General features: G+C 55.2%; 13 protein-coding genes. 7 read left to right on the forward strand and 6 right to left on the reverse strand.

Annotated elements, in window-relative coordinates:
• Window positions 1-76 precede the first annotated feature (76 nt).
• Window positions 77-2,743 (reverse strand): ATP-binding protein, encoded by a 2,667-nt coding sequence (locus tag IEW12_RS10100; protein WP_188565939.1) that lies wholly within the window; start codon window positions 2,741-2,743, stop codon window positions 77-79.
• Between the two features lie 432 nt (window positions 2,744-3,175).
• Here IEW12_RS10100 and argF point away from each other — a divergent pair, with 432 nt between their 5' ends.
• From argF to ppnP, 3 genes are all read left to right on the forward strand, one after another.
• A complete protein-coding gene (gene argF, locus IEW12_RS10105; protein WP_188565940.1) occupies window positions 3,176-4,099 on the forward strand; it encodes an ornithine carbamoyltransferase in 924 nt (307 codons plus the stop codon).
• Between the two features lie 82 nt (window positions 4,100-4,181).
• Window positions 4,182-5,414, forward strand: coding sequence for an argininosuccinate synthase (locus IEW12_RS10110; protein WP_188565941.1), 1,233 nt, complete (start codon window positions 4,182-4,184; stop codon window positions 5,412-5,414).
• A gap of 73 nt (window positions 5,415-5,487) precedes the next feature.
• A complete protein-coding gene (gene ppnP, locus IEW12_RS10115) occupies window positions 5,488-5,802 on the forward strand; it encodes a pyrimidine/purine nucleoside phosphorylase (RefSeq protein ID WP_188565942.1) in 315 nt (104 codons plus the stop codon).
• Window positions 5,803-5,884: 82 nt separating this feature from the next.
• Here the strand turns inward: ppnP and murB are convergent, their stop codons facing one another.
• On the reverse strand, window positions 5,885-6,913 hold the full coding sequence (gene murB / locus IEW12_RS10120) for a UDP-N-acetylmuramate dehydrogenase (protein WP_188565943.1): 1,029 nt from the start codon (window positions 6,911-6,913) through the stop codon (window positions 5,885-5,887).
• Between the two features lie 91 nt (window positions 6,914-7,004).
• Here murB and IEW12_RS10125 point away from each other — a divergent pair, with 91 nt between their 5' ends.
• Together IEW12_RS10125 and IEW12_RS10130 are read left to right on the forward strand one after the other, a co-directional pair.
• The gene (locus tag IEW12_RS10125) at window positions 7,005-7,490 is read left to right on the forward strand and encodes a YajQ family cyclic di-GMP-binding protein (RefSeq protein WP_188565944.1); all 486 of its coding nucleotides are present in this window, start codon (window positions 7,005-7,007) and stop codon (window positions 7,488-7,490) included.
• A 34-nt stretch (window positions 7,491-7,524) separates the two neighbouring features.
• A complete protein-coding gene (locus tag IEW12_RS10130) occupies window positions 7,525-8,166 on the forward strand; it encodes a retropepsin-like aspartic protease family protein (RefSeq protein WP_188565945.1) in 642 nt (213 codons plus the stop codon).
• A gap of 21 nt (window positions 8,167-8,187) precedes the next feature.
• Here IEW12_RS10130 and aroG read toward each other — a convergent pair whose 3' ends face one another.
• Complete coding sequence (gene aroG, locus IEW12_RS10135) at window positions 8,188-9,249, reverse strand: 3-deoxy-7-phosphoheptulonate synthase AroG (protein ID WP_188565946.1); 1,062 nt, start codon at window positions 9,247-9,249, stop codon at window positions 8,188-8,190.
• Window positions 9,250-9,278: 29 nt separating this feature from the next.
• Between aroG and IEW12_RS10140 the strand changes: the two genes are divergently transcribed.
• Window positions 9,279-9,551, forward strand: coding sequence for a hypothetical protein (locus IEW12_RS10140; protein WP_188565947.1), 273 nt, complete (start codon window positions 9,279-9,281; stop codon window positions 9,549-9,551).
• Window positions 9,552-9,562: 11 nt separating this feature from the next.
• Here the strand turns inward: IEW12_RS10140 and tldD are convergent, their stop codons facing one another.
• The 3 genes from tldD to IEW12_RS10155 all read right to left on the reverse strand — a co-directional run bounded on the left by tldD (window position 9,563) and on the right by IEW12_RS10155 (window position 16,368).
• On the reverse strand, window positions 9,563-11,023 hold the full coding sequence (gene tldD / locus IEW12_RS10145; RefSeq protein WP_188565948.1) for a metalloprotease TldD: 1,461 nt from the start codon (window positions 11,021-11,023) through the stop codon (window positions 9,563-9,565).
• A 297-nt stretch (window positions 11,024-11,320) separates the two neighbouring features.
• Window positions 11,321-12,118: a carbon-nitrogen hydrolase family protein gene (locus tag IEW12_RS10150; protein WP_188565949.1), complete on the reverse strand. Its 798-nt coding sequence runs from the start codon at window positions 12,116-12,118 to the stop codon at window positions 11,321-11,323.
• A gap of 41 nt (window positions 12,119-12,159) precedes the next feature.
• Window positions 12,160-16,368 (reverse strand): YhdP family protein, encoded by a 4,209-nt coding sequence (locus IEW12_RS10155; protein WP_229751030.1) that lies wholly within the window; start codon window positions 16,366-16,368, stop codon window positions 12,160-12,162.
• A 353-nt stretch (window positions 16,369-16,721) separates the two neighbouring features.
• Here IEW12_RS10155 and glnE point away from each other — a divergent pair, with 353 nt between their 5' ends.
• Window positions 16,722-19,463: a bifunctional [glutamate--ammonia ligase]-adenylyl-L-tyrosine phosphorylase/[glutamate--ammonia-ligase] adenylyltransferase gene (glnE, locus tag IEW12_RS10160; RefSeq protein ID WP_188565950.1), complete on the forward strand. Its 2,742-nt coding sequence runs from the start codon at window positions 16,722-16,724 to the stop codon at window positions 19,461-19,463.
• Window positions 19,464-19,490 lie beyond the last annotated feature (27 nt).

Raw genomic sequence — 19,490 nt, forward strand, 5'->3', positions numbered from 1 at the left:
AAACAGTGGTCGAAGGTGAAAACTCCGCACCGGCATGACAATGCGCAAGGATGTGCAAGGATGTGCAAGAAATAACTTAGCGGTGGCCGGCAGGAGGATAGAAGTACAGGTCAGGCTGCTTGCTGACACGGGCCAGTATATCGAGCCGGCTACTGGCGCCGATTTTATTAAACAAGGTAGAAACATGATGTTCCACCGTACGCGATGAGCGGCTCAGGCGACGGGCAATTTCTGCATTGCTCAAGCCCTCGACAATCAGGCTCAAGACCAGCTCTTCGCGCTGCGTTAATCCTAGCGGGTGCTGGCGAGCAACTGAATAAGGGCCGCGTTTTGCCTTCGGCACTCTATGGCCCACGCCCAGCTCCATCGCCCGCTTGCGCGCCAGCAAAACACCAGTACGCGCACCTATCTGGCTGAACAGCGTGGCTGCCTGGATGCTGCTTTCTTCCGCCCTTTCCCCATCGACATGCAGCAAAGCCAGTGCCGCCTCGAACGGAAGGCCTAGCGTCAGCCAGATATCGGCAGCCGCCAGAAAATCACCGGCAAGCTCAGCCTGCATGACCGCAGGCACGCTGTGATTTGTGGCCAACGCAGGAAACAGCAGGCCGGTGCGGCGATGCCAGGCGAGGATCTCGCCTTTGTGCCATGGATCCAGGCCGGACAGGTCAAACTGGGCCAGCGACTCCAGCCAGTTCCGGCAAGCAGCCTCATCCTGAGCAAGCCATGCTGCTTCGGCCAATGCCAGCCGAACCGGTACGATACGCTGGATTTCGCCGGTCGCCGAAGCGCCATCAAGGGCCTCCTGCAGATAATTCAAACCGTCCGGCTCGCCTATGCGCGCCCTGACCCTGCCCAGCACCGTGAGTGCGGGCAGGCGCATGACCAGGCTCAGCTTTTCAAGGCTCAGCACGCGCCGGGTAATTGCCTCTGCATCGCGGAAATTCCCTTGCTCCATGCGCAGTTGCGCCTGCCAGCCGACCAGATAATAAGTCCATGCATCCAGGTCGTGCGATTCATCGAAGGCAATCCCCTCTTCCAATAAACGGTCTGCCAGGTCAAATTGCTTGAAGATCACTGCATATTCGGAAAAATTGGTATAGACCCGGGCCGCATGCTCATGAAAGTCGTGCTGCAAGGCGAGTTCCAGGCTGCGCTCCAGCATAGGCTTGCCCTCTTCCCGGCCGCTGAACAGCATCGCCGTGCCTACGTTATTCAGCGCATGCACTTGGGTCTCTACATCGCCCAGCTCCTGCGCCAGAGTGATTGCCCGCTGCCCCCACGATATCGCGTCCTCCGGGCAATCCTGCAGCATATAGTGCTGAGACCGCAGGCTATAGGCCATCGCAAGGCCGGCGCTGGTTGGCAGCCCTTCCAGCTCAGCCACCGCTTCCATACTGTAACGGTTCGCCAGTTCCGACTCCCCCCGATACCAATGCAGCCGGGATAGCCAGCGCAGGTTCAGGCCCGTCTTGTCAGTCCGTCCCAGACTGCGCCAAAGTTCCAGCGCCTTTCCCCTTGCATGGATGACGGCATCATCAATACTGGACAGTCCCTGCTCGTAAGCCCAGTCTTCGTAAAACTGGGCAGCAACCGGCGCCGAAACATGGCTGACAAATTTGAGCGCCCTGGCGAGCAATGCGGCCGCTTGCTTGTGCGCTCCGAGCCGCGCTGCCTCGCTGGCGGCGCGTGGAGCAAAATCAAGCAGCCGGGCAATATCTTCCGCCTCGGCAGCATGGTGGGCCTGCCGCGTCAACTCCGGCTTGCCGCCACTCGCGGCGTAGGTTTCCAGAGCAAGCAGAACGCGTGCATGCAAAGCACGCCGCCTGGAAACAGACAAACGCTCCAGCACCGCCTGGCGCGCAAGTTCATGGCGAAACTGGATGTGACCATGTTCGTCCTCAATCAGAATGCCGCGGTTCAGGCAGGTATCGAGCAATATGCCGGCCTCGGAGCCGGCCAGCATATTGAATAGCCATTGCTCTACAGACCCGGGAATAACGCTGATCATTTCCAGAAGCTGTTGCTCCGATCCGCCAAGGCGAGAAACGCGTGCCCATACCGCCTCCCGTATCGATGCCGGTATCCCGCCTTCCGACAAGGCCTGGCCGCCCAGCAATTCGGTCACAAAGAAAGGATTTCCTCCCGTCACAAGGTGCAGCCCGGCGGAATCTTTTCCTGCCGCTTTCGTCATCTCGTCGACGGCTTGCGGCGACAGCGGCTGCAGCATGATCCTCGCCACCAGATGAGAAGGAATATCGCCGATAACCTGCCAGATGGCATGGTCGGAAGAAAGTTCGTCGGTCCTGACGGTCGCTATCAACAGGGCAGGAACACTGGCCAGCCGGCGCCCGAGATACTTCAACAAATCCAGCGTCGCCTCATCCGCCCAATGCACGTCTTCAAAGATCATGACGATGGCTCGCGGTGCCTGCTTCAGATGATCCAGTATCTTGGGAAACAGGCGCGCGGAGTCAATTTGCTCTTCCAGCAGGGAAATCAGCTCATCCCCCATGTCTTGCGCCATGTCCCTAAGAGGGCCAAGGGGGCGGGCGGTAAACAATGCCTCGGATGCGCCCTTCAATATCAGGCAATCCCGCCCAAGGCGCGCCGTAAACTCATTGAGCAGCGAAGTCTTGCCTATGCCGGCCTCACCAAGGATGAAGACAAGCTCACCCCGGCCAGCAGCAAGACCCGCAGCCGACTTCAAGAGCTTTTCCATGGGAAAATCGCGCTCGATAAGCATGTATATCCAGACAAGTTGAAAGGCAAGACCATCCAATCGCCTCTGCTGCAGGCGGTATCATTTTAAGAATCTGGCAAGCCTCGCTATAGCACCGGCGGTTGCCGGTCTTCAAGGAAAGGAATCCGAGGCGATATCAATTGATTATGGAGAGCAGATGTAAAAATTTCAATGGATTGTAGTGAACAAAACCACAAGAATTTCTCTGCCTGGCCTGCAAATAAGGCGAAGGACTTACGCCAAATAACATTTAATAAATAGCCGAAACTATTGATCTTAAACAAATCTACTTTGGGCAAATTCTTGTTGGGCTAAATTAAATGTCAGAGAGTTAAATAAATCCCTTATAATCGAATAGCTCTCGCTGGTCTGCGCGAGATGCGTCCAAAGCAACTATATTCAAACGGCGGCGGTATTTTGCTGCCGATTCTATTTATGGCTATCAAACATTTCTTGCAGTTTTCTGATTTTACGCGCGACGAATTCGAGTATGTAATGGAAAGAGCTCGAGTCATCAAGCGCAAGTTCAAGAACTACGACACCTACCACCCCCTGCTGGACCGTACGCTGGTCATGATTTTTGAAAAAAATTCGACCCGTACCCGCCTGTCCTTTGAAGCCGGCATGCATCAACTCGGCGGCGCCGCCATCTACCTGAACACCCGCGACAGCCAATTGGGCCGCGGTGAGCCGGTGGAAGACGCGGGCCAGGTCATGTCCCGCATGTGCGACATCATCATGATCCGTACTTTCGGCCAGGACATCATAGAGCGTTTCGCTGCCAACTCGCGCGTGCCCGTGATCAACGGCCTGACCAATGAACATCATCCTTGCCAGGTATTTGCCGACGTGTTTACTTACGTCGAGCACCGCGGTTCCATCACCGGCAAGACCGTTGCGTGGATAGGCGACGCCAATAATATGCTTTACTCCTGGCTGCAGGCTGCACAGGTATTCGGCTTCCACCTGAATGTGTCCACGCCCAAGGGCTATGACCTGGATGCAAAACTGGTCGACCCGGCCAACAAGAATTACACGCTGTTCGATAATCCGTCGGATGCCTGCGCAGGAGTTGACCTGGTCAACACCGACGTCTGGACCAGCATGGGTTACGAAGAAGAAAACCAGGCACGCCTGAAAGCCTTCGACGGTTGGATCGTCGATGAAGCGAAAATGGCCCGCGCCAAACCGGACGCCTTGTTCATGCATTGCTTGCCTGCCCACCGCGGCGAAGAAGTGTCGGCCGGTGTCATCGACGGACCGCAATCGGTAGTCTGGGATGAAGCGGAGAATCGCCTGCACATACAAAAGGCGCTGCTGGAATACCTGGTAGTCGGAAAAATCGAAGAGAAACAATAAGGCAGGCGCAGCCCGGCTCTGCGTTGGAATTGCGCTGAAACTGAACAATCAACACCCATACTGCAATATCGGAAAGTGAATCATGAGCGACATCAAAAAGGTAGTACTCGCCTACTCGGGCGGTCTGGACACTTCGGTCATTCTGAAATGGCTGCAAGATAATTATCAATGCGAAATCGTCACCTTTACCGCCGACCTCGGTCAGGGTGAAGAGCTGGAACCGGCGCGCGCGAAGGCGATCAAGTTCGGCATCAAGCCTGAAAACATCTATATCGACGACGTGCGCGAAGAATTCGTGCGCGACTTCGTATTCCCTATGTTCCGCGCCAACACCATCTATGAAGGCGAATACCTGCTGGGCACGTCCATCGCGCGTCCGCTGATCGCCAAGCGCCTGATAGAAATCGCCCGCGAAACCGGAGCAGATGCTATTTCCCACGGTGCGACCGGCAAGGGTAACGACCAGGTACGTTTTGAGCTGGGTGCGTATGCGCTGATGCCAGGAGTCAAGATCATCGCCCCTTGGCGTGAATGGGATTTGCTGTCGCGTGAAAAACTGCTGAAATATGCAGAAGACGCCGGCATCGATATCGACATGAAGCATAAAAACGGTGGCGCTCCTTACTCCATGGATGCCAACCTGCTGCACATCAGTTTTGAAGGCCGCCATCTGGAAAACCCAAGTGCGGAAGCCGAAGAGTCGATGTGGCGCTGGACCGTCAGCCCTGAAGCGGCGCCGGATGCACCTGAATACCTGGATGTGGAATTCGAGAAAGGCGATATCGTTGCACTGAACGGCAAACGCATGTCGCCAGCCGCGGTGCTGACAGAATTGAACCGCCTGGGCGGCAAGCACGGCATAGGTCGTCTGGACCTGGTGGAAAACCGCTACGTCGGCATGAAATCCCGCGGCTGCTATGAAACACCTGGCGGCACGATCATGCTGCGCGCGCACCGCGCGATCGAATCGATCACCCTGGACCGCGAAGTAGCGCATCTGAAGGATGACCTGATGCCGCGTTACGCATCGATGATCTATAACGGCTACTGGTGGGCGCCTGAACGCGTCGCGCTGCAAACCTTGATCGACCAGACACAGCAAACGGTCAATGGCTGGGTACGCCTGAAACTGTACAAAGGCAATGTGATCACCGTGTCGCGCGACTCCAAAACCGATTCGCTGTTCGACATGAATATTGCAACCTTTGACGAAGACGGCGGTGCCTACAACCAGGCCGACGCCGGCGGCTTTATCAAGCTGAACGCGCTGCGCATGCGTATCGCAGCGAATGCCCGCGCAAAACGCGGCCAGTAATTCCCTCTATCGGCACATACAATCAGCCTGCTCCTTAAAGGATGCGGGCTGTTTTTTTATCTACTTAAAGAATATGACTACACAATTCGATCAGGTAAGCGTCGTTAAGCAGGCCAATATTTACTTCGACGGCAAATGCGTTTCACATACCGTGTTGTTCGCGGATGGCAGCAAGAAAACCATAGGCGTTATTTTTCCTTCCAGCCTGGTATTCAATACCGGCGCGCCAGAGCTGATGGAAGTCAATGCGGGCAAGTGCCGCATCCGTCTGCAAGGAGAAGAAAACTGGAATGAATACAGCGCCGGCCAGCAATTCAATGTGCCGGGCAATTCAAAGTTTGATATAGAAACAGTAGAAATGCTGGATTACGTCTGCCACTTTTTGTAATCCGCGTTATTGATAATCCGCTTTATCGAGCCGCCGCCGGATAAAGCAAGCGCGGCGATCCTCCGTTGCAGATCGTCCGCCTTCATACAAAGACCGGCTCGACTTCCAGCCTGACGGCAAATTTTTTCTGCACATCGCGCTGTATCTGTTGCGCCAGCCGCCGCACTTCCACACCGGTAGCGCAACCCAGGTTCACCAGCACCAGCGCCTGCTTCTCATACACGCCTGCACTGCCAAGGCTCTTGCCCTTCCAGCCGCACTCCTCTATCAGCCAGCCCGCCGCCAGCTTGTAATCGCCGCCCGGCTGTGGATAGCTGACCATCTTGGGATAAGAGTGCAATAGCTCGTCACGCAAAGTTGCGCTGACAATAGGATTCTTGAAAAAACTGCCCGCATTGCCGATGACGGCAGGATCCGGCAGCTTGGATTGGCGGATTGCGATGACTGCATTGCTTACATCCAGCGGTGTGGGAGAGGCGATTTCCTTGTCCGCCAGATAGCGCGCCACGTCGGCATAATCCAGTTTTGGTATCCACTTCTTCGGCAACGCAAACACTATGCCCAGGATTACCATCTTGTCCTTGTAATCATGCTTGAAGATACTGTCGCGATAGGCAAAGCGGCAAGCCGCCTTCCGCATCGTCAGCACCTCGCCTGTGCTCAGGTCAAAAGCATCCAGCGAATGGAAGACATCCTGCATCTCCAATCCGTAGGCACCGATATTCTGGATGGGCGCAGCGCCGACCGTGCCTGGAATCAGCGACAGGTTTTCCAGCCCGCCGTAGCCTTGCTCCAGCGTCCAGCGCACAAACGCATGCCAGTTTTCACCGGCTTCGGCACGCACATAGACATGCTCATCATCTTCGCTGAGGACTTCTTTCCCCATCAGCGAGATTTTGACCACGAGGCCGGGCACCCTGTCCGACAAAACCAGATTGCTGCCGCCGCCCAGTATCAGCTTGGGCATGCTGGCCAATGCGGCATTCGCCCTGAGCGCGTGCAACTGCGCAATATTGTCTATGCTCAGGAATTCCTGGGCGTAAGCATCAATACCGAAGCTGTTCAGCTTCTGCAAAGGATAGTCGGTCTGCAAAGACAGTAAGGTAGTCATAAGCGCAGAATTATACCTAGCTGAGTTAAAATACTGTCATATTTTGATGTTTTATGATGTTTTGTAATGTCTTATTTAGCAAGGAAATGCCATGCCCTCATTTGATACCGTTTCAGAAGCCAATATGGTCGAAGTCAAGAATGCCGTTGAACAGGCCAACAAGGAAATCACGACCCGCTTCGACTTCAAAGGCAGCGACGCCCGCGTAGAACAGAAAGAACGCGACCTGACCGCTTATGCCGATTCCGAATTCCAGCTCAACCAGGTACGCGACGTACTGACCAACAAACTGGTCAAGCGCAATGTGGACGTGCGTTTCATGGATGACGGCAAAATAGAAAAAATCGGTGGCGACAAGGTCAAGCAAGTCATTAAGATCAAAAACGGCATCGAAACCGAAGCCGCCAAAAAGATCGTGCGCATCATCAAGGACAGCAAGATGAAAGTACAGGCCAGCATCCAGGGGGACGCCGTACGCGTGACAGGCGCCAAGCGCGACGACCTGCAGGCAGCGATGGCGATGCTGCGCAAGGAAGTGGCCGACCTGCCGCTGGAATTCAATAATTTCCGCGACTAAGCATTAACCCCTCTCCATCGACACCACTGAACGGATGAAATCCCTTCTCGCACTGGCACTGGCCTGCCTGTCAGCCTGCATTGCTTCTGCCCAGGCTGCCAGCATAGGCGTGGTAGGCCTGTTTCCGGGCAAGGCTGTGCTGGTCATCGATGACAGGTCACCAAAGACTTATTCAGTCGGCAGCCAGCTCGCCGAAGGTGTCAAACTGGTGGCAGCGGATAACAATACGGCCACGATAGACACCAACGGCAAGCGCCAGGTATTGACGATGGGGCAGTATGTCCACCATGCAGCCGCATCGGGCGGCAGTTCCAGCGTGACGCTGCAGGCGGACATACAGGGTCATTTTGTGGCGAAAGGCCAGATCAACGGCGGCGGTGTCAGCATGCTGGTCGACACCGGAGCCAGCCTGATTGCACTACCGGCATCGGAAGCCGCCAGGCTGGGGATAGACTACAAAAAGGGCCAGATGGGCCGCGCCAGTACGGCAAACGGCGTCATCAATGTCTATAAAGTGACTCTGGATACCGTAAAAATCGGCGACGTTGAACTGCATCAGATCGATGCCATGGTCCAGGAATCCGGCCTGCCTATCATCCTGCTCGGCATGTCTTTCCTGAACCGCATGGATATGCAGCGCAATGGCCAGCAAATGGTGCTGACCAAGCGCTTCTGAGAACTCTGACGAGGCCCCTGGCTACTCGCGGTCTTTCAGGCGACGCTGCCTTACTGCTTCTGCCAGACCGTCCAGCACCTTGATACTGTCTTCCCAGGCGATACAGCCGTCGGTCACGGACTGTCCGTAGACCAGTTCCTTGCCGGGCACCAGATCCTGGCGGCCCGCCACCAGGTGCGACTCCACCATCACGCCGACAATGCGCGTATCGCCACCGGCGACTTGCGATGCGATATCCGCACAGACAGGAATCTGGTTGGCCGGATTCTTGGAGCTGTTCGCATGCGACGCATCTATCATCAGGCGTGCCGCCAGGCCGGCTGCGGCGATATCCTTGCAGGCGACTTCCACGCTGGCAGCATCGTAGTTAGGAGTTTTGCCGCCGCGCAGGATGATATGGCAATCTTCATTGCCGTTAGTTGACACGATCGCCGAGTGGCCGCCCTTGGTCACTGACAGGAAGTGATGCGGCTGTGACGCGGCCTTGATCGCATCGACAGCAATCTTCACATTACCGTCTGTACCGTTCTTGAAGCCGACAGGGCAGGACAAGCCGGAAGCCAGTTCGCGATGGACCTGCGACTCTGTCGTGCGTGCGCCTATAGCTCCCCAGCTGATCAGATCCGCAATGTACTGCGGGCTGATCACGTCCAGGTACTCGGTGCCGGCCGGCAAGCCCAGTTCATTGATGTTCAGCAGCAGCTCGCGCGCAGTGCGCAGGCCGTCATTGATGCGGAAGCTGTTGTCCATGTACGGATCGTTGATCAGGCCTTTCCAGCCTACCGTGGTGCGCGGTTTTTCAAAGTACACGCGCATGATGATTTCCAGGTCGGCCGACAGGCGCTCGCGCTCAACAGCCAGGCGCTGCGCGTATTCCATCGCCGCCTTGGTATCGTGGATGGAGCAAGGTCCGATGACGACCATCAGCCTGTCGTCCTGCGCATGCAGGATGCGATGCAAGGCGGTACGCGCATTTGCTGCAACGCCGGCCGCTTTCTCTGAACAGGCGAATTCGCGGATCAGGTGCGAAGGTGGAAGTAGTTCTTTCATTTCCCGAATACGTAGATCGTCAGTCCTTAGCATGTTCTCTCCTGTGCATTTTCAAAAATTAAATGGTCAAAAAAAAACCGCCATTCCTGGCGGTTTTTAAGAATTTGGTTTGGCTCTCTTTAACTTACTGCTTTTACGTGAGCCTGCCGCTTCTCCACCGCCGTTGGGCTGGAATAGCTAAAGTAAAAGAAGAAATAAAAGCGCGCAAAAGTCATTTTTTAGTGCATAAAATTAGGTCTGAACTCATATTGCCTCAAATTTTTACGTTTGGCAAGCGTTTATATGTGACACCGGCCAAACGAAAAACGGACAATCAACAAGCGGCCAAACAGTGATCACAGAGCGATCAAGCAGTGCCGCCCACGGTCAAACCATCTATGCGCAAGGTCGGCTGTCCCACGCCGACCGGCACGCTCTGCCCTTCCTTGCCACATACACCTACGCCGGAATCCAGACGCATGTCATTGCCTATCATGGATACCCGGTTCAACACTTCCGGACCATTGCCGATCAGGGTTGCGCCTTTGACCGGATACGTGATCTTGCCGTCTTCTATCATGTAGGCTTCGCTGGCAGAGAACACAAATTTGCCGTTGGTGATATCCACCTGGCCGCCGCCGAAATTGACTGCAAACAAACCGTTCTTCACAGAAGCCAGAATCTCTTCAGGATGCTTGTCGCCGGCCAGCATATAGGTATTGGTCATACGCGGCATAGGCAAGTGGGCAAAGGATTCACGCCTTGCATTGCCGGTAACAGGCATATTCATCAGCCGTGCATTCATCGTATCCTGGATATAGCCTTTCAGGATGCCATCCTCGATCAGGGTCGTGCATTGGGTAGGATTGCCTTCGTCGTCCATATTCAGCGAGCCGCGGCGATCGGCAATAGTGCCGTCATCCACCACAGTCACGCCCTTGGCGGCAACGCGTTCACCGATACGGCCGGAGAAGGTGCTGGATCCCTTGCGGTTGAAATCGCCTTCCAGTCCATGGCCTATCGCTTCGTGCAGCAGTATGCCGGGCCAGCCAGGGCCAAGTACCACCGTCATCGGACCTGCAGGGGCCGGCCGGGCATCCAGGTTGACCAGTGCCGACTTAACAGCCTCATCCGCATATTTTTCCAGCAGTTCATCGGAAAAGTACGAATAGTCGTAACGGCCGCCGCCGCCGCTGGAACCCATTTCACGCCTGCCATTCTGTTCAGCGATCACCGTCAACGATACACGCACCAGCGGACGTATGTCGGCAGCGATAACGCCGTCACTGCGCGCGACCAGCACTACGTCGTATTCGCCGGCAAGACCGGCCATCACCTGCACTACGCGCGGATCTTTGGCTCGGGCTATTTTTTCCAGTCTTTCCAGCAGCTTCACTTTTGCATTGGCGTCCAGCGAAGCCAGCGGATCATCCTGCAGATACAAGGCGCGACCGCCCACATTGTGCATCTGCGATGCCACCTTGATCTTGCCTGCTCCCTGGCGGGCTATCGTGCGCGTGGCTTTTGCCGCATCCAGCAAGGCACGCTCGGAAATTTCGTCCGAATAGGAAAAGGCTGTCTTGTCGCCGGACACCGCACGAACGCCAACGCCCTGGTCTATCGAAAAACTACCGGTCTTGACTATCCCTTCTTCCAGGCTCCAGCCTTCGCTCTTGGTGAATTGGAAGTACAGGTCGGCGTAATCCACCTTATGGCTGAACATCGACGCCAGCGCCTGATTCAGCTTGCTCTCATCCAGCCCAAACGGGGTCAGCAAAATATCACGGGCGATGGCAAGATGACGCAGGGTCGGTTCGTATTGATTCATAGTAATCTTTATTTCAAGAATGTCATTGCTGAAAAATAGCTAATACAGGATTGTAGAACATATATAGGTGGATGCGTACTAGTGCTCTATTCCATAAATTCGTCGCATAAAAGATGACGAGAATCGAACCGAGCACTACGTCAGAAATACTCGCAAGGATTCATCCTTGCTGTGTTTTCTTCCTTGCTTCGATCCGATTTCGTCACTTTTAGTTTGCGACGAACTTACGGAACAGGACACTAGACAAACAAGGACGGCGAATTGCATTTACTGTCATTTGCTGCAGTTGACCGGCATTCAGGCCAGTACCCTATGCTTCAGTGCCGGTAAATTTTCACGCACCTTGTCCATGTAATCGAGCTTCAGCTCGCCTGCAACCACGCCCTCGCCTTCATCCAGCACGCTGATAATCTCACCCCACGGGTCGATCAGCATGCTGTGGCCCCAGGTACGGCGTCCGTTAGGGTGCTTGCCGCCTTGCGCGGATGCCAGCACGTAGCACTGGTTTTCCACTGCCCTGGCGCGCAGCAGTATCTCCCAGTGCGCTTGTCCCGTCGTATAGGTAAATGCGGCCGGCACCACGATCAGACTGCACGCGCCCATGGCCCGATACAGCTCGGGGAAACGCAAATCGTAGCAAACCGACAGACCCACTTTGCCGAAACCCGCATCGAAGCTCACCACATCCTTGCCGGGCGTGATGGTCCTGGATTCCTGATAAGATTCCTCGCCCTTGGTAAAGCCGAATAAATGGATTTTGTCGTAACGCGCGGCCTGCTCGCCGGCCGGGTTATAGACCAGCGTAGTATTCAGCACCTTGGAAGGGTCCCCGGAGGCCATGGGCAGCGTACCGCCTATCAGCCAGACACCCAGCGAGCGTGCCGCATCGGCCATGAAATCCTGGATCACGCCATGCTGCGGCGTTTCCGCCAGCGCGATCTTGTCGGTTTCCTGCATGCCCATGATGGGCCAGTACTCTGGCAGCAACAGCAAACCTGCCCCGCCATCCACCGCTTGCTGCATCAGACGCCTGGCCGTTGCCAGATTCTGTTCCAGCACCGGAGTGGAAATCATCTGTATCGCTGCAACTTTCATTATATTTCCTCACGCATCGGCTGGCTTGGTTGCCGGGCTGTCTAAAAATTTTTGCTGTCCGCCCTGGCCTGTTTCAATGAAGATTGCGGACTCAGCTTGCCATCCAGTTTGGTCACCGTCGGATCATTCCATGGTCCGGTAATCTGATATTCAAAAGTAAAGGCTCTGGCCAGTGGGTCGCGCAGGAAAAGTTGTGCCAGGAAGGTACCAAGGCCGATGACAGGATTTACCGCCAGCCCATACAATACCGAGGCGGTACCGGCATTCACTTCCGGAATCACCGCCACATGCAGGTTTTGCGACTCCTTGGAAATATCGGCACTACCGTCCATCAGCACAGTTGCATTGACACTGCGCATCTTAAGATTATCAGTTTTCAGCACACCCTGCTGTATCAGAGCGCCGCCATTGATCGCATCAAACGCAAACCCCTCGGAAAATACGTCACGGAAATCCAGTGTGAGGCGGCGCGGCAGCGACTGCAGGCTCAACACGCCAAGCAATTTCGCGGCACCCGGATCAACCTTCAGGAACTGCCCAGCAGCCAATTCCAATTGTATTTGTCCGCTCATGCTAGGGATGTCCATCGCAAACGGCAAGCCGTTCCAGTGCACATCGCCATCCAGCTTGCCATGCCCACCCTTGAGTACATTGGCAAAACCCATGCGTCCCAACAATTTGCCGGCATCGGCAATATCCAGTGCATAGGTCAGGCTGGTAACACCATCGCCGGTGCCCGTCATCCATTTGCCGCTGGCGCGCAATTCCGCATCGGAATTTTTCAGCGACAGCTTGTTGATGCGCCACTCGCGACCATTCGGAATTGCGGCATTACTCGCCAGCAGTTCTATCCTGCCCAGCTTTTTATTAAACAGTTCAAAATTCTCGGCAACGATATCCAGACCAGGGATCTGCGATGAAGTATTTTTCCCTTCCAGCAAATCGGTCACATCCGAGGCCGCCGATTGCGGAATGATCATATTGCTGAGCCGTGCCGTCACATTGCCTATGCCCTGGCCATTGCTGCCCTCGTTCCAGGTCACGTAGCCGGATGCCTGGGTAGAATCGATATTGGCTTGCCAGCTTCCTTTCTGATGCGAGGCGCCGACCACGACATTGTCCAGCTTCTTGCCCATCACCAGCAGTTCCGATGTCCTGGCCGCCAACACATCCGGCTCAACGTAGGCAGAGATATCCAGCTTTACCGGTTCCAGCGCCAGCGTGCCCGGCGACTCGGCAACCGTAGCTACCGGCGCCACCGCCACAGAACTGACGAGGCTGGTCCATTCATCCACGTTCAAGGATTTGAAGTCGATATTTGCAGTCAGCCCGCTATCCGGCTCGGGCGCTGGCGTATTCACTCCTATGCCGCCGCGCACGACCTGCCACGCGGTATTCTTCTCTATGTTCTTCTGGCGTAAGTAACGCACGGACATGGAAGAACCAAGGCCTATCCGGATTTCATCCCGCCACAACGCAGGATCATTCGAAGCCAGCGGATTCATTTCAAAACGCAGCGGCAGATACTCATTGGCGGACTTGCGCAATGGCGCAGGGAAGTTCAGCGCCAGGCCCTGCAAAGAAGATTCGACGATGATTTCCGGCTGCTTTTTCCGGACATTGATGGTCACGCCATAGCGGGTAGAGCCTGCAATCCGGTCCGCCACCTTTTCTACCGGCGTGCCAGGGAAGGCCCGGCGCAAGCCATCCGAAGTAGCGACGCCATCTGCCTTGATACGGATAAACCCTTCCTTCTGCGTGCCGCCGGTGATTGTTACTACCCCACCCAACAAGTTCGCTTTCAGCGTATTCAGGTTCACGCCTTTTTCATTGAACTCCAGCTTGCCGGCGACCATCGTCAGCGGAGGCAGGCCTGTAATCAATGCAACGTCATTGTTCGCGAACTGCAAACCGCCCTGCACTTTGGAGTCAATCAGATGGCTAAGCGGCAGTTGTAGCTTGAGTGCCAGCTGCGCGCCGCCTGCGGCCTTGCTCTCTTGCAGGAAATGCCCCAGCCAGCCATTGACAGGACTGGCATTTACATACTGCACCATGGTTTGCAAATTACCGCTGGCATTGCCGTCCACGCTCAGCATCTGGTTTGGATGCGCCAGATCGGGAATGACGGCAAGCACCTTGCTCAGGTCGGCTCCCAGCGTGGTGGCGGTGTCGGCACGAATTTCCATCCGGGCCCGCTCGAATAGGAAGCTGCCCTTGATATTGTCGATGACAGGCCAGAAAGGCGACTTCCCATCTTCGGCAAAGTTACCCGGAGAAAAATTGAGGACGCCGTCTGCGATACTACCCTTGACGAGAAATTCGCCTTTGTGATTGCCTTTGCTGTCGGCTGCGGCAAAAGGAAAATGGGCCAGATCGCCCTTGAGGCGCAGACTGACATCGTCGGCACGGCCGCCCAGCAAGGCGCCAGTCAGCCAGCCGCGTAAATGCTCATCCCCACCCAGCGGGATGAATTTATCAATCTGGTTAATGCGAAATCCACTCAGCTTTCCCGACACGTCGATATCGCTGACATGCTGGTCCTTGGCCGAACGCAGCGAAGTCAGATATTTGCCGCTGAAGGAGCCGACCATACCCTCTTGCTCAAAATCCAGCTGGTTGACCTGCAGCAGCAGTTTATCCTTTTCTTCAAATTGCCACTTCGCCTGCATTTGCAATTTATCGAAAGGCATTACTGGATCGCTAAAGTAGCCGCCCAATTGAAAAGCCAGCTTGGAAGAGTCCAGCGTGAAGCTTCCCCCTTTGTCGCTGGCGTCAACGCTGCCCGACAGGTTATCAAAACCCGGCAAGGCCGGAACGGCGGCCTTTGCAGACTCAGTCGCCGTCTTAGCCCGTGCCAAGCGGGCGGCTTGCGGCTTCATCGACAAATTGACGAACGATCCTTTAACGCTATATGAGGAGACAGCAGGATAACTTCCCTGCCACTTAGCGCTAAAGTCCTTCAACTGCCCTTGGGGTGCAAAATCGAGCAGCAGTTGACGCTGGTCGCCCGGCAAAGGCAGATGCTCGGCAAAATTGACCAAGGTTTGCAGGTCCAGCAGCTTGGCGAACAGTTCTACTTTTTCCGGCTGGCCGTTTTGTGCCGGGATAAAATTTTCCTGTATCGTGGTGGCAGGCAATACGGTACCGTCACGCGTTTGCATGGAAAAATCAATCAACGCCAGCGAGTGGCCGGCATCGCCAAAAATCGCCGACAGGAACTTCTTGTTGCGATTTTGTCTTTCACTGGCAAGCACGCGTCCCTTGACCTGGGCCATATCCAGCACAGGCAAATCCTTGCGGAATTGCGCCGTCACATCCGCCAGCCTGACATCGGCAGTCAATTCGTCCACATGCCCCCGGTCCAGCTTCACCCACGCACGCACAGTGCCGAAACCTTTTTGCAGATCGATGGGATAATCAAAATAGGTTTTTAATGCGGCAAGATCGGTCTGTTGCAGGTCGGCGAACAGTTCGCCCTTCCATGTAGAAAAATCGGAAATCTTTCTGGAAAAGACCTGATGCTGGAAATCGCCGCGTATATCCACCGGTGCAGCAAGTGCCGCGGGTGGCGTGGCCTTCACGGCAAACTTGTGATGCCGCCACTGGTTGTTCAGCATTAGGTTCACGCCGGTCAGTGCGAGTTCAGGCGCTGCACGCAGCTTGTCGGACCAGATGACCGAACCGTCGCGTATCACGATCTGTTTTTGCGACAGCACCCAATCCAGCCCGCTGCCGTCACCCTGCTTTTTCGGGTCGATGAAGAATCCGGCTACATAGATACGGCCATCCGTTTGCCTCTCCAGATCGAGGACAGGTTTAACTATTTCTATATTTTCGAAACGCAGCTCCGCTGCAAACAGGCTCCACCATGACAAGGTGGCGGACACTTGTGGCAATACCAGAGCATTTTTCCCTCCCTCGTCTTTCAACACGACATTGCCGAGTTCCAAAGTAGGGTTCAGGCCTTTCCAGGATGCCTGGATGGAGGATATGCCAACCGGCCGGCCGATAGCGGTGCCGGCCATTTTTTCAATTTGGGGTTTGTAGTGCTCAATGTTCGGCAACACGCCATAGCGCAAGCTCAGGAACAAGGCACAAAACAGGAAGTAGCAAACTGCCACCGTTTTCAGGATAACGCGCAGCACGTGACCGCAGGCATATCCCGCAGTACTGCAACCGCCATAGAAACGGCGGTACATCCGATCCAGCCATCTATCTTCAGCAAGCGGAGCTGGATTTTCTATCGTCATAATCTACAAACATGGGGCTCGGCATGGAAAAAGGCATTGAGGATCGCCTCCCTTTTCGATTAATTTCCTAAGCAAAACGATTAATAAGCCGTTCCCTGAACAACACTTGATGCGGCATGCAATCCTTGCCGATTTATATTCTTGCCAACTTACCTGGTTTCCTGCTCATTCTTCCGCTTGTTTTCCTGCACACTTACCATCAGGATACTTGCTAGGAGTATAAGTTCAATGTGCACGCCTCTCAAAGCGAATTCGCCGCAAATCCGACAAGAATTCAACATTCAAAGTCATGTTGCCCGGTTTGACTTAAAATCAATATAAAAACCCTACTGACTTTAGCCTCGCTAGCCTACATGAATGATTCCCAGCCCTCGCCGCAATCTGAATTTCACACGCCATCCCGATTTGTGCAGCGCTGGCTCAATGCCGACGACAAGCGTCGCGGACTGCTGGAGCAAGTATCCAGATTATCCTTGAGAAGAAGCGATTTTTCCGTTTTTTTACAAAAAGAAATAGATGTTGGCGCCAGCCTACAAAAGGCTATGCGCCGCCTGCGAAATCTGCTTGTTTCGAATCTTGTCACCCGTGATCTGGGCGGCCAGGCAGACCTGGACGAAGTGGTCACCAGCATTAGCGAATTTGCCGATTTTGCAGTGCAGACGCATTTGCAGGCCTTGATGGCCGACATGGTCCTGGCGCACGGCATGCCGATAGGCGAGGAAAGCGGCGAGCCGCAGCAAATGATCGTGCTCGGCATGGGCAAGCTGGGCGGCATGGAGTTGAACGTTTCCTCCGATATCGACTTGATCTTTTGCTATGCAGAAGACGGTGAGACGCTCACTTCTTCAGAAGAGCAACGCCAGTTGTCCAACCATGAATTTTTCAGCCGTCTGGGCAAAAAACTGATCGCCGCCATCTCGGAAGTGACGGAAGACGGCTACAGTTTCAGGGTAGATATGGCATTGCGGCCGAACGGCGCATCCGGCCCGCTAGTGGCGAGTTTTGCAATGGTGGAAGAGTATTTCATGATCCAGGGCCGCGAGTGGGAGCGCTATGCCTGGGTCAAGGCGCGCGCGCTGACCGGCACACAATCGGACATTGATGCATTGGAAAAGATCGTGCGGCCTTTCGTATACCGCCGCTATCTGGACTACGGCGCCATTGACTCGCTGCGTTCCATGCATGGCCAAATCCGTGCCGAGGTGATCCGCCAGGAGACCCGGCACCCCGAGCGCAGCAACAATGTGAAGCTGGGCCGCGGCGGCATACGCGAGATCGAATTCCTGAGCCAGGTATTCCAGTTGATACGCGGCGGCCGCGAGGCCGCGCTGCGCGACCGCTCTACCCGCAGTACGCTGAAGATACTGGGTGAAAAAGGCATACTGGAACCGCTGGTGGTCGAAAAACTGCTGGACTCGTATAGCTTCCTGCGCAATGTGGAACACCGGTTGCAATACCTGGATGACGCGCAAACCCATACCTTCCCCGCCAAGCCTGAAGATCAGCAGATCATTGCGCAAATGATGAACTACGACAGTACGGAAGAACTGTTTGCGCAATTGGCAAAACACAGAGAATTCGTCGCCGAACAGTTTGACGCCATCTTCAAGGAAAAGAAATCATCCAAGTCCCATCCGCAGGATGAGGAACGGATGATAGCTTCCACCTTGTCGGAGTCCGACGGCCATGAAGTCGTGGAGGCGCAACTGATTGCGCTCGGTTTCAATGATGTTCCCGGCGCAGTGCAAAGGCTGATGCTGACCTGGCATTCGCCGCGCCTGCAATCGCTACCGGAGAATAGCCGCAACAAGCTGATCGCGCTGATCAACAAGGCCCTAGGCATGATCGTTGCCCAATCGGCGATGCACTTGCAGACGCTGAATCGTCTATTGGATTTCATGGAGGCGATTGCGCGCCGCGCAGCCTATCTGGCCTTGCTGACCGAATATCCGCATGCGCTGGAACGCGTAGTCAGGATGATGGATTCCAGCGATTGGGCGGCGAAATTCCTGACCCGCCACCCTATCCTGCTGGATGAATTGCTGGATGAGACTTCATTGCACCAGCAGCCGGACTGGGCCGCCTTTGCACACGAACTGCAACAGCAACTGGATCATGCTGAAGGCGATACCGAACGGCAGATGGAAACCCTGCGCGAAATGCACCACGCCTTGCTGTTCCGGCTATTGGCACAGGATCTGGAGGGCCAACTGACGGTAGAACATCTGGCGGATGCGCTTTCCAAACTGGCCGACCTGATCGTGTCGGCGACGATACAGGCAGCATGGCAAACCATTTCCACGCGGCACAGGGAAAAGCCCAAGTTTGCAGTGATTGCCTACGGCAAACTCGGCGGCAAGGAACTGGGCTATGCGTCCGACCTGGATGTCATCTTCCTGTATGACGACGACGATCAGGACGGCCCTGCCGCTTATGCCAAGCTGGCGCAGCGCTTCATCACCTGGATGACCAGCCACACGCCGGCCGGCATCCTGTTTGACATCGATATCGCCTTGCGGCCAGACGGCGCCAGCGGCTTGCTGGTGTCTTCAGTCGCATCCTTTGCACGCTACCAGGAAAAGTCGGCCTGGCTATGGGAGCACCAGGCGCTGACAAGGGCACGCTTTTGTGCAGGAGAACCTGGCATAGAAGCGCAGTTTGAGCAGATACGGGAAACCGTGCTAAGGCAACAGCGCGATCCTCAAAAACTCAAAACCGAAGTCTTATCCATGCGCCAGAAAATGCGCGACGCGCATCCCAACCGTAGCGACTTGTTTGACCTGAAGCAAGACGCAGGCGGCATGATCGATATTGAATTTATCGTGCAATTCCTGGTGCTGAAGTATGCGCATCAATTCCCCCAGCTGACCGCAAACTCCGGCAACATCGCGCTGTTAAGATTATGCGCCGAGCTGGGCTTGATTGATGTGGACCTGGCTGCCAAAACCGCCGACGCCTATCGCAGCTTCCGCAAGCTGCAGCATAAACACCGATTGCAAGGCGATGAAAAGGCACGCGTGACTCCCGAGCTGGTAGTCAATGAAGTGGCGGCAACACAGAAGTTGTGGGGAATGCTGCTGGAGGGTGAGGCTTAAAATAAAAATCCCCGAGGGTGAAGTGAA

Source organism: Parundibacterium terreum, assembly GCF_014636315.1.
GTDB lineage: Bacteria > Pseudomonadota > Gammaproteobacteria > Burkholderiales > Burkholderiaceae_D > Undibacterium > Undibacterium terreum.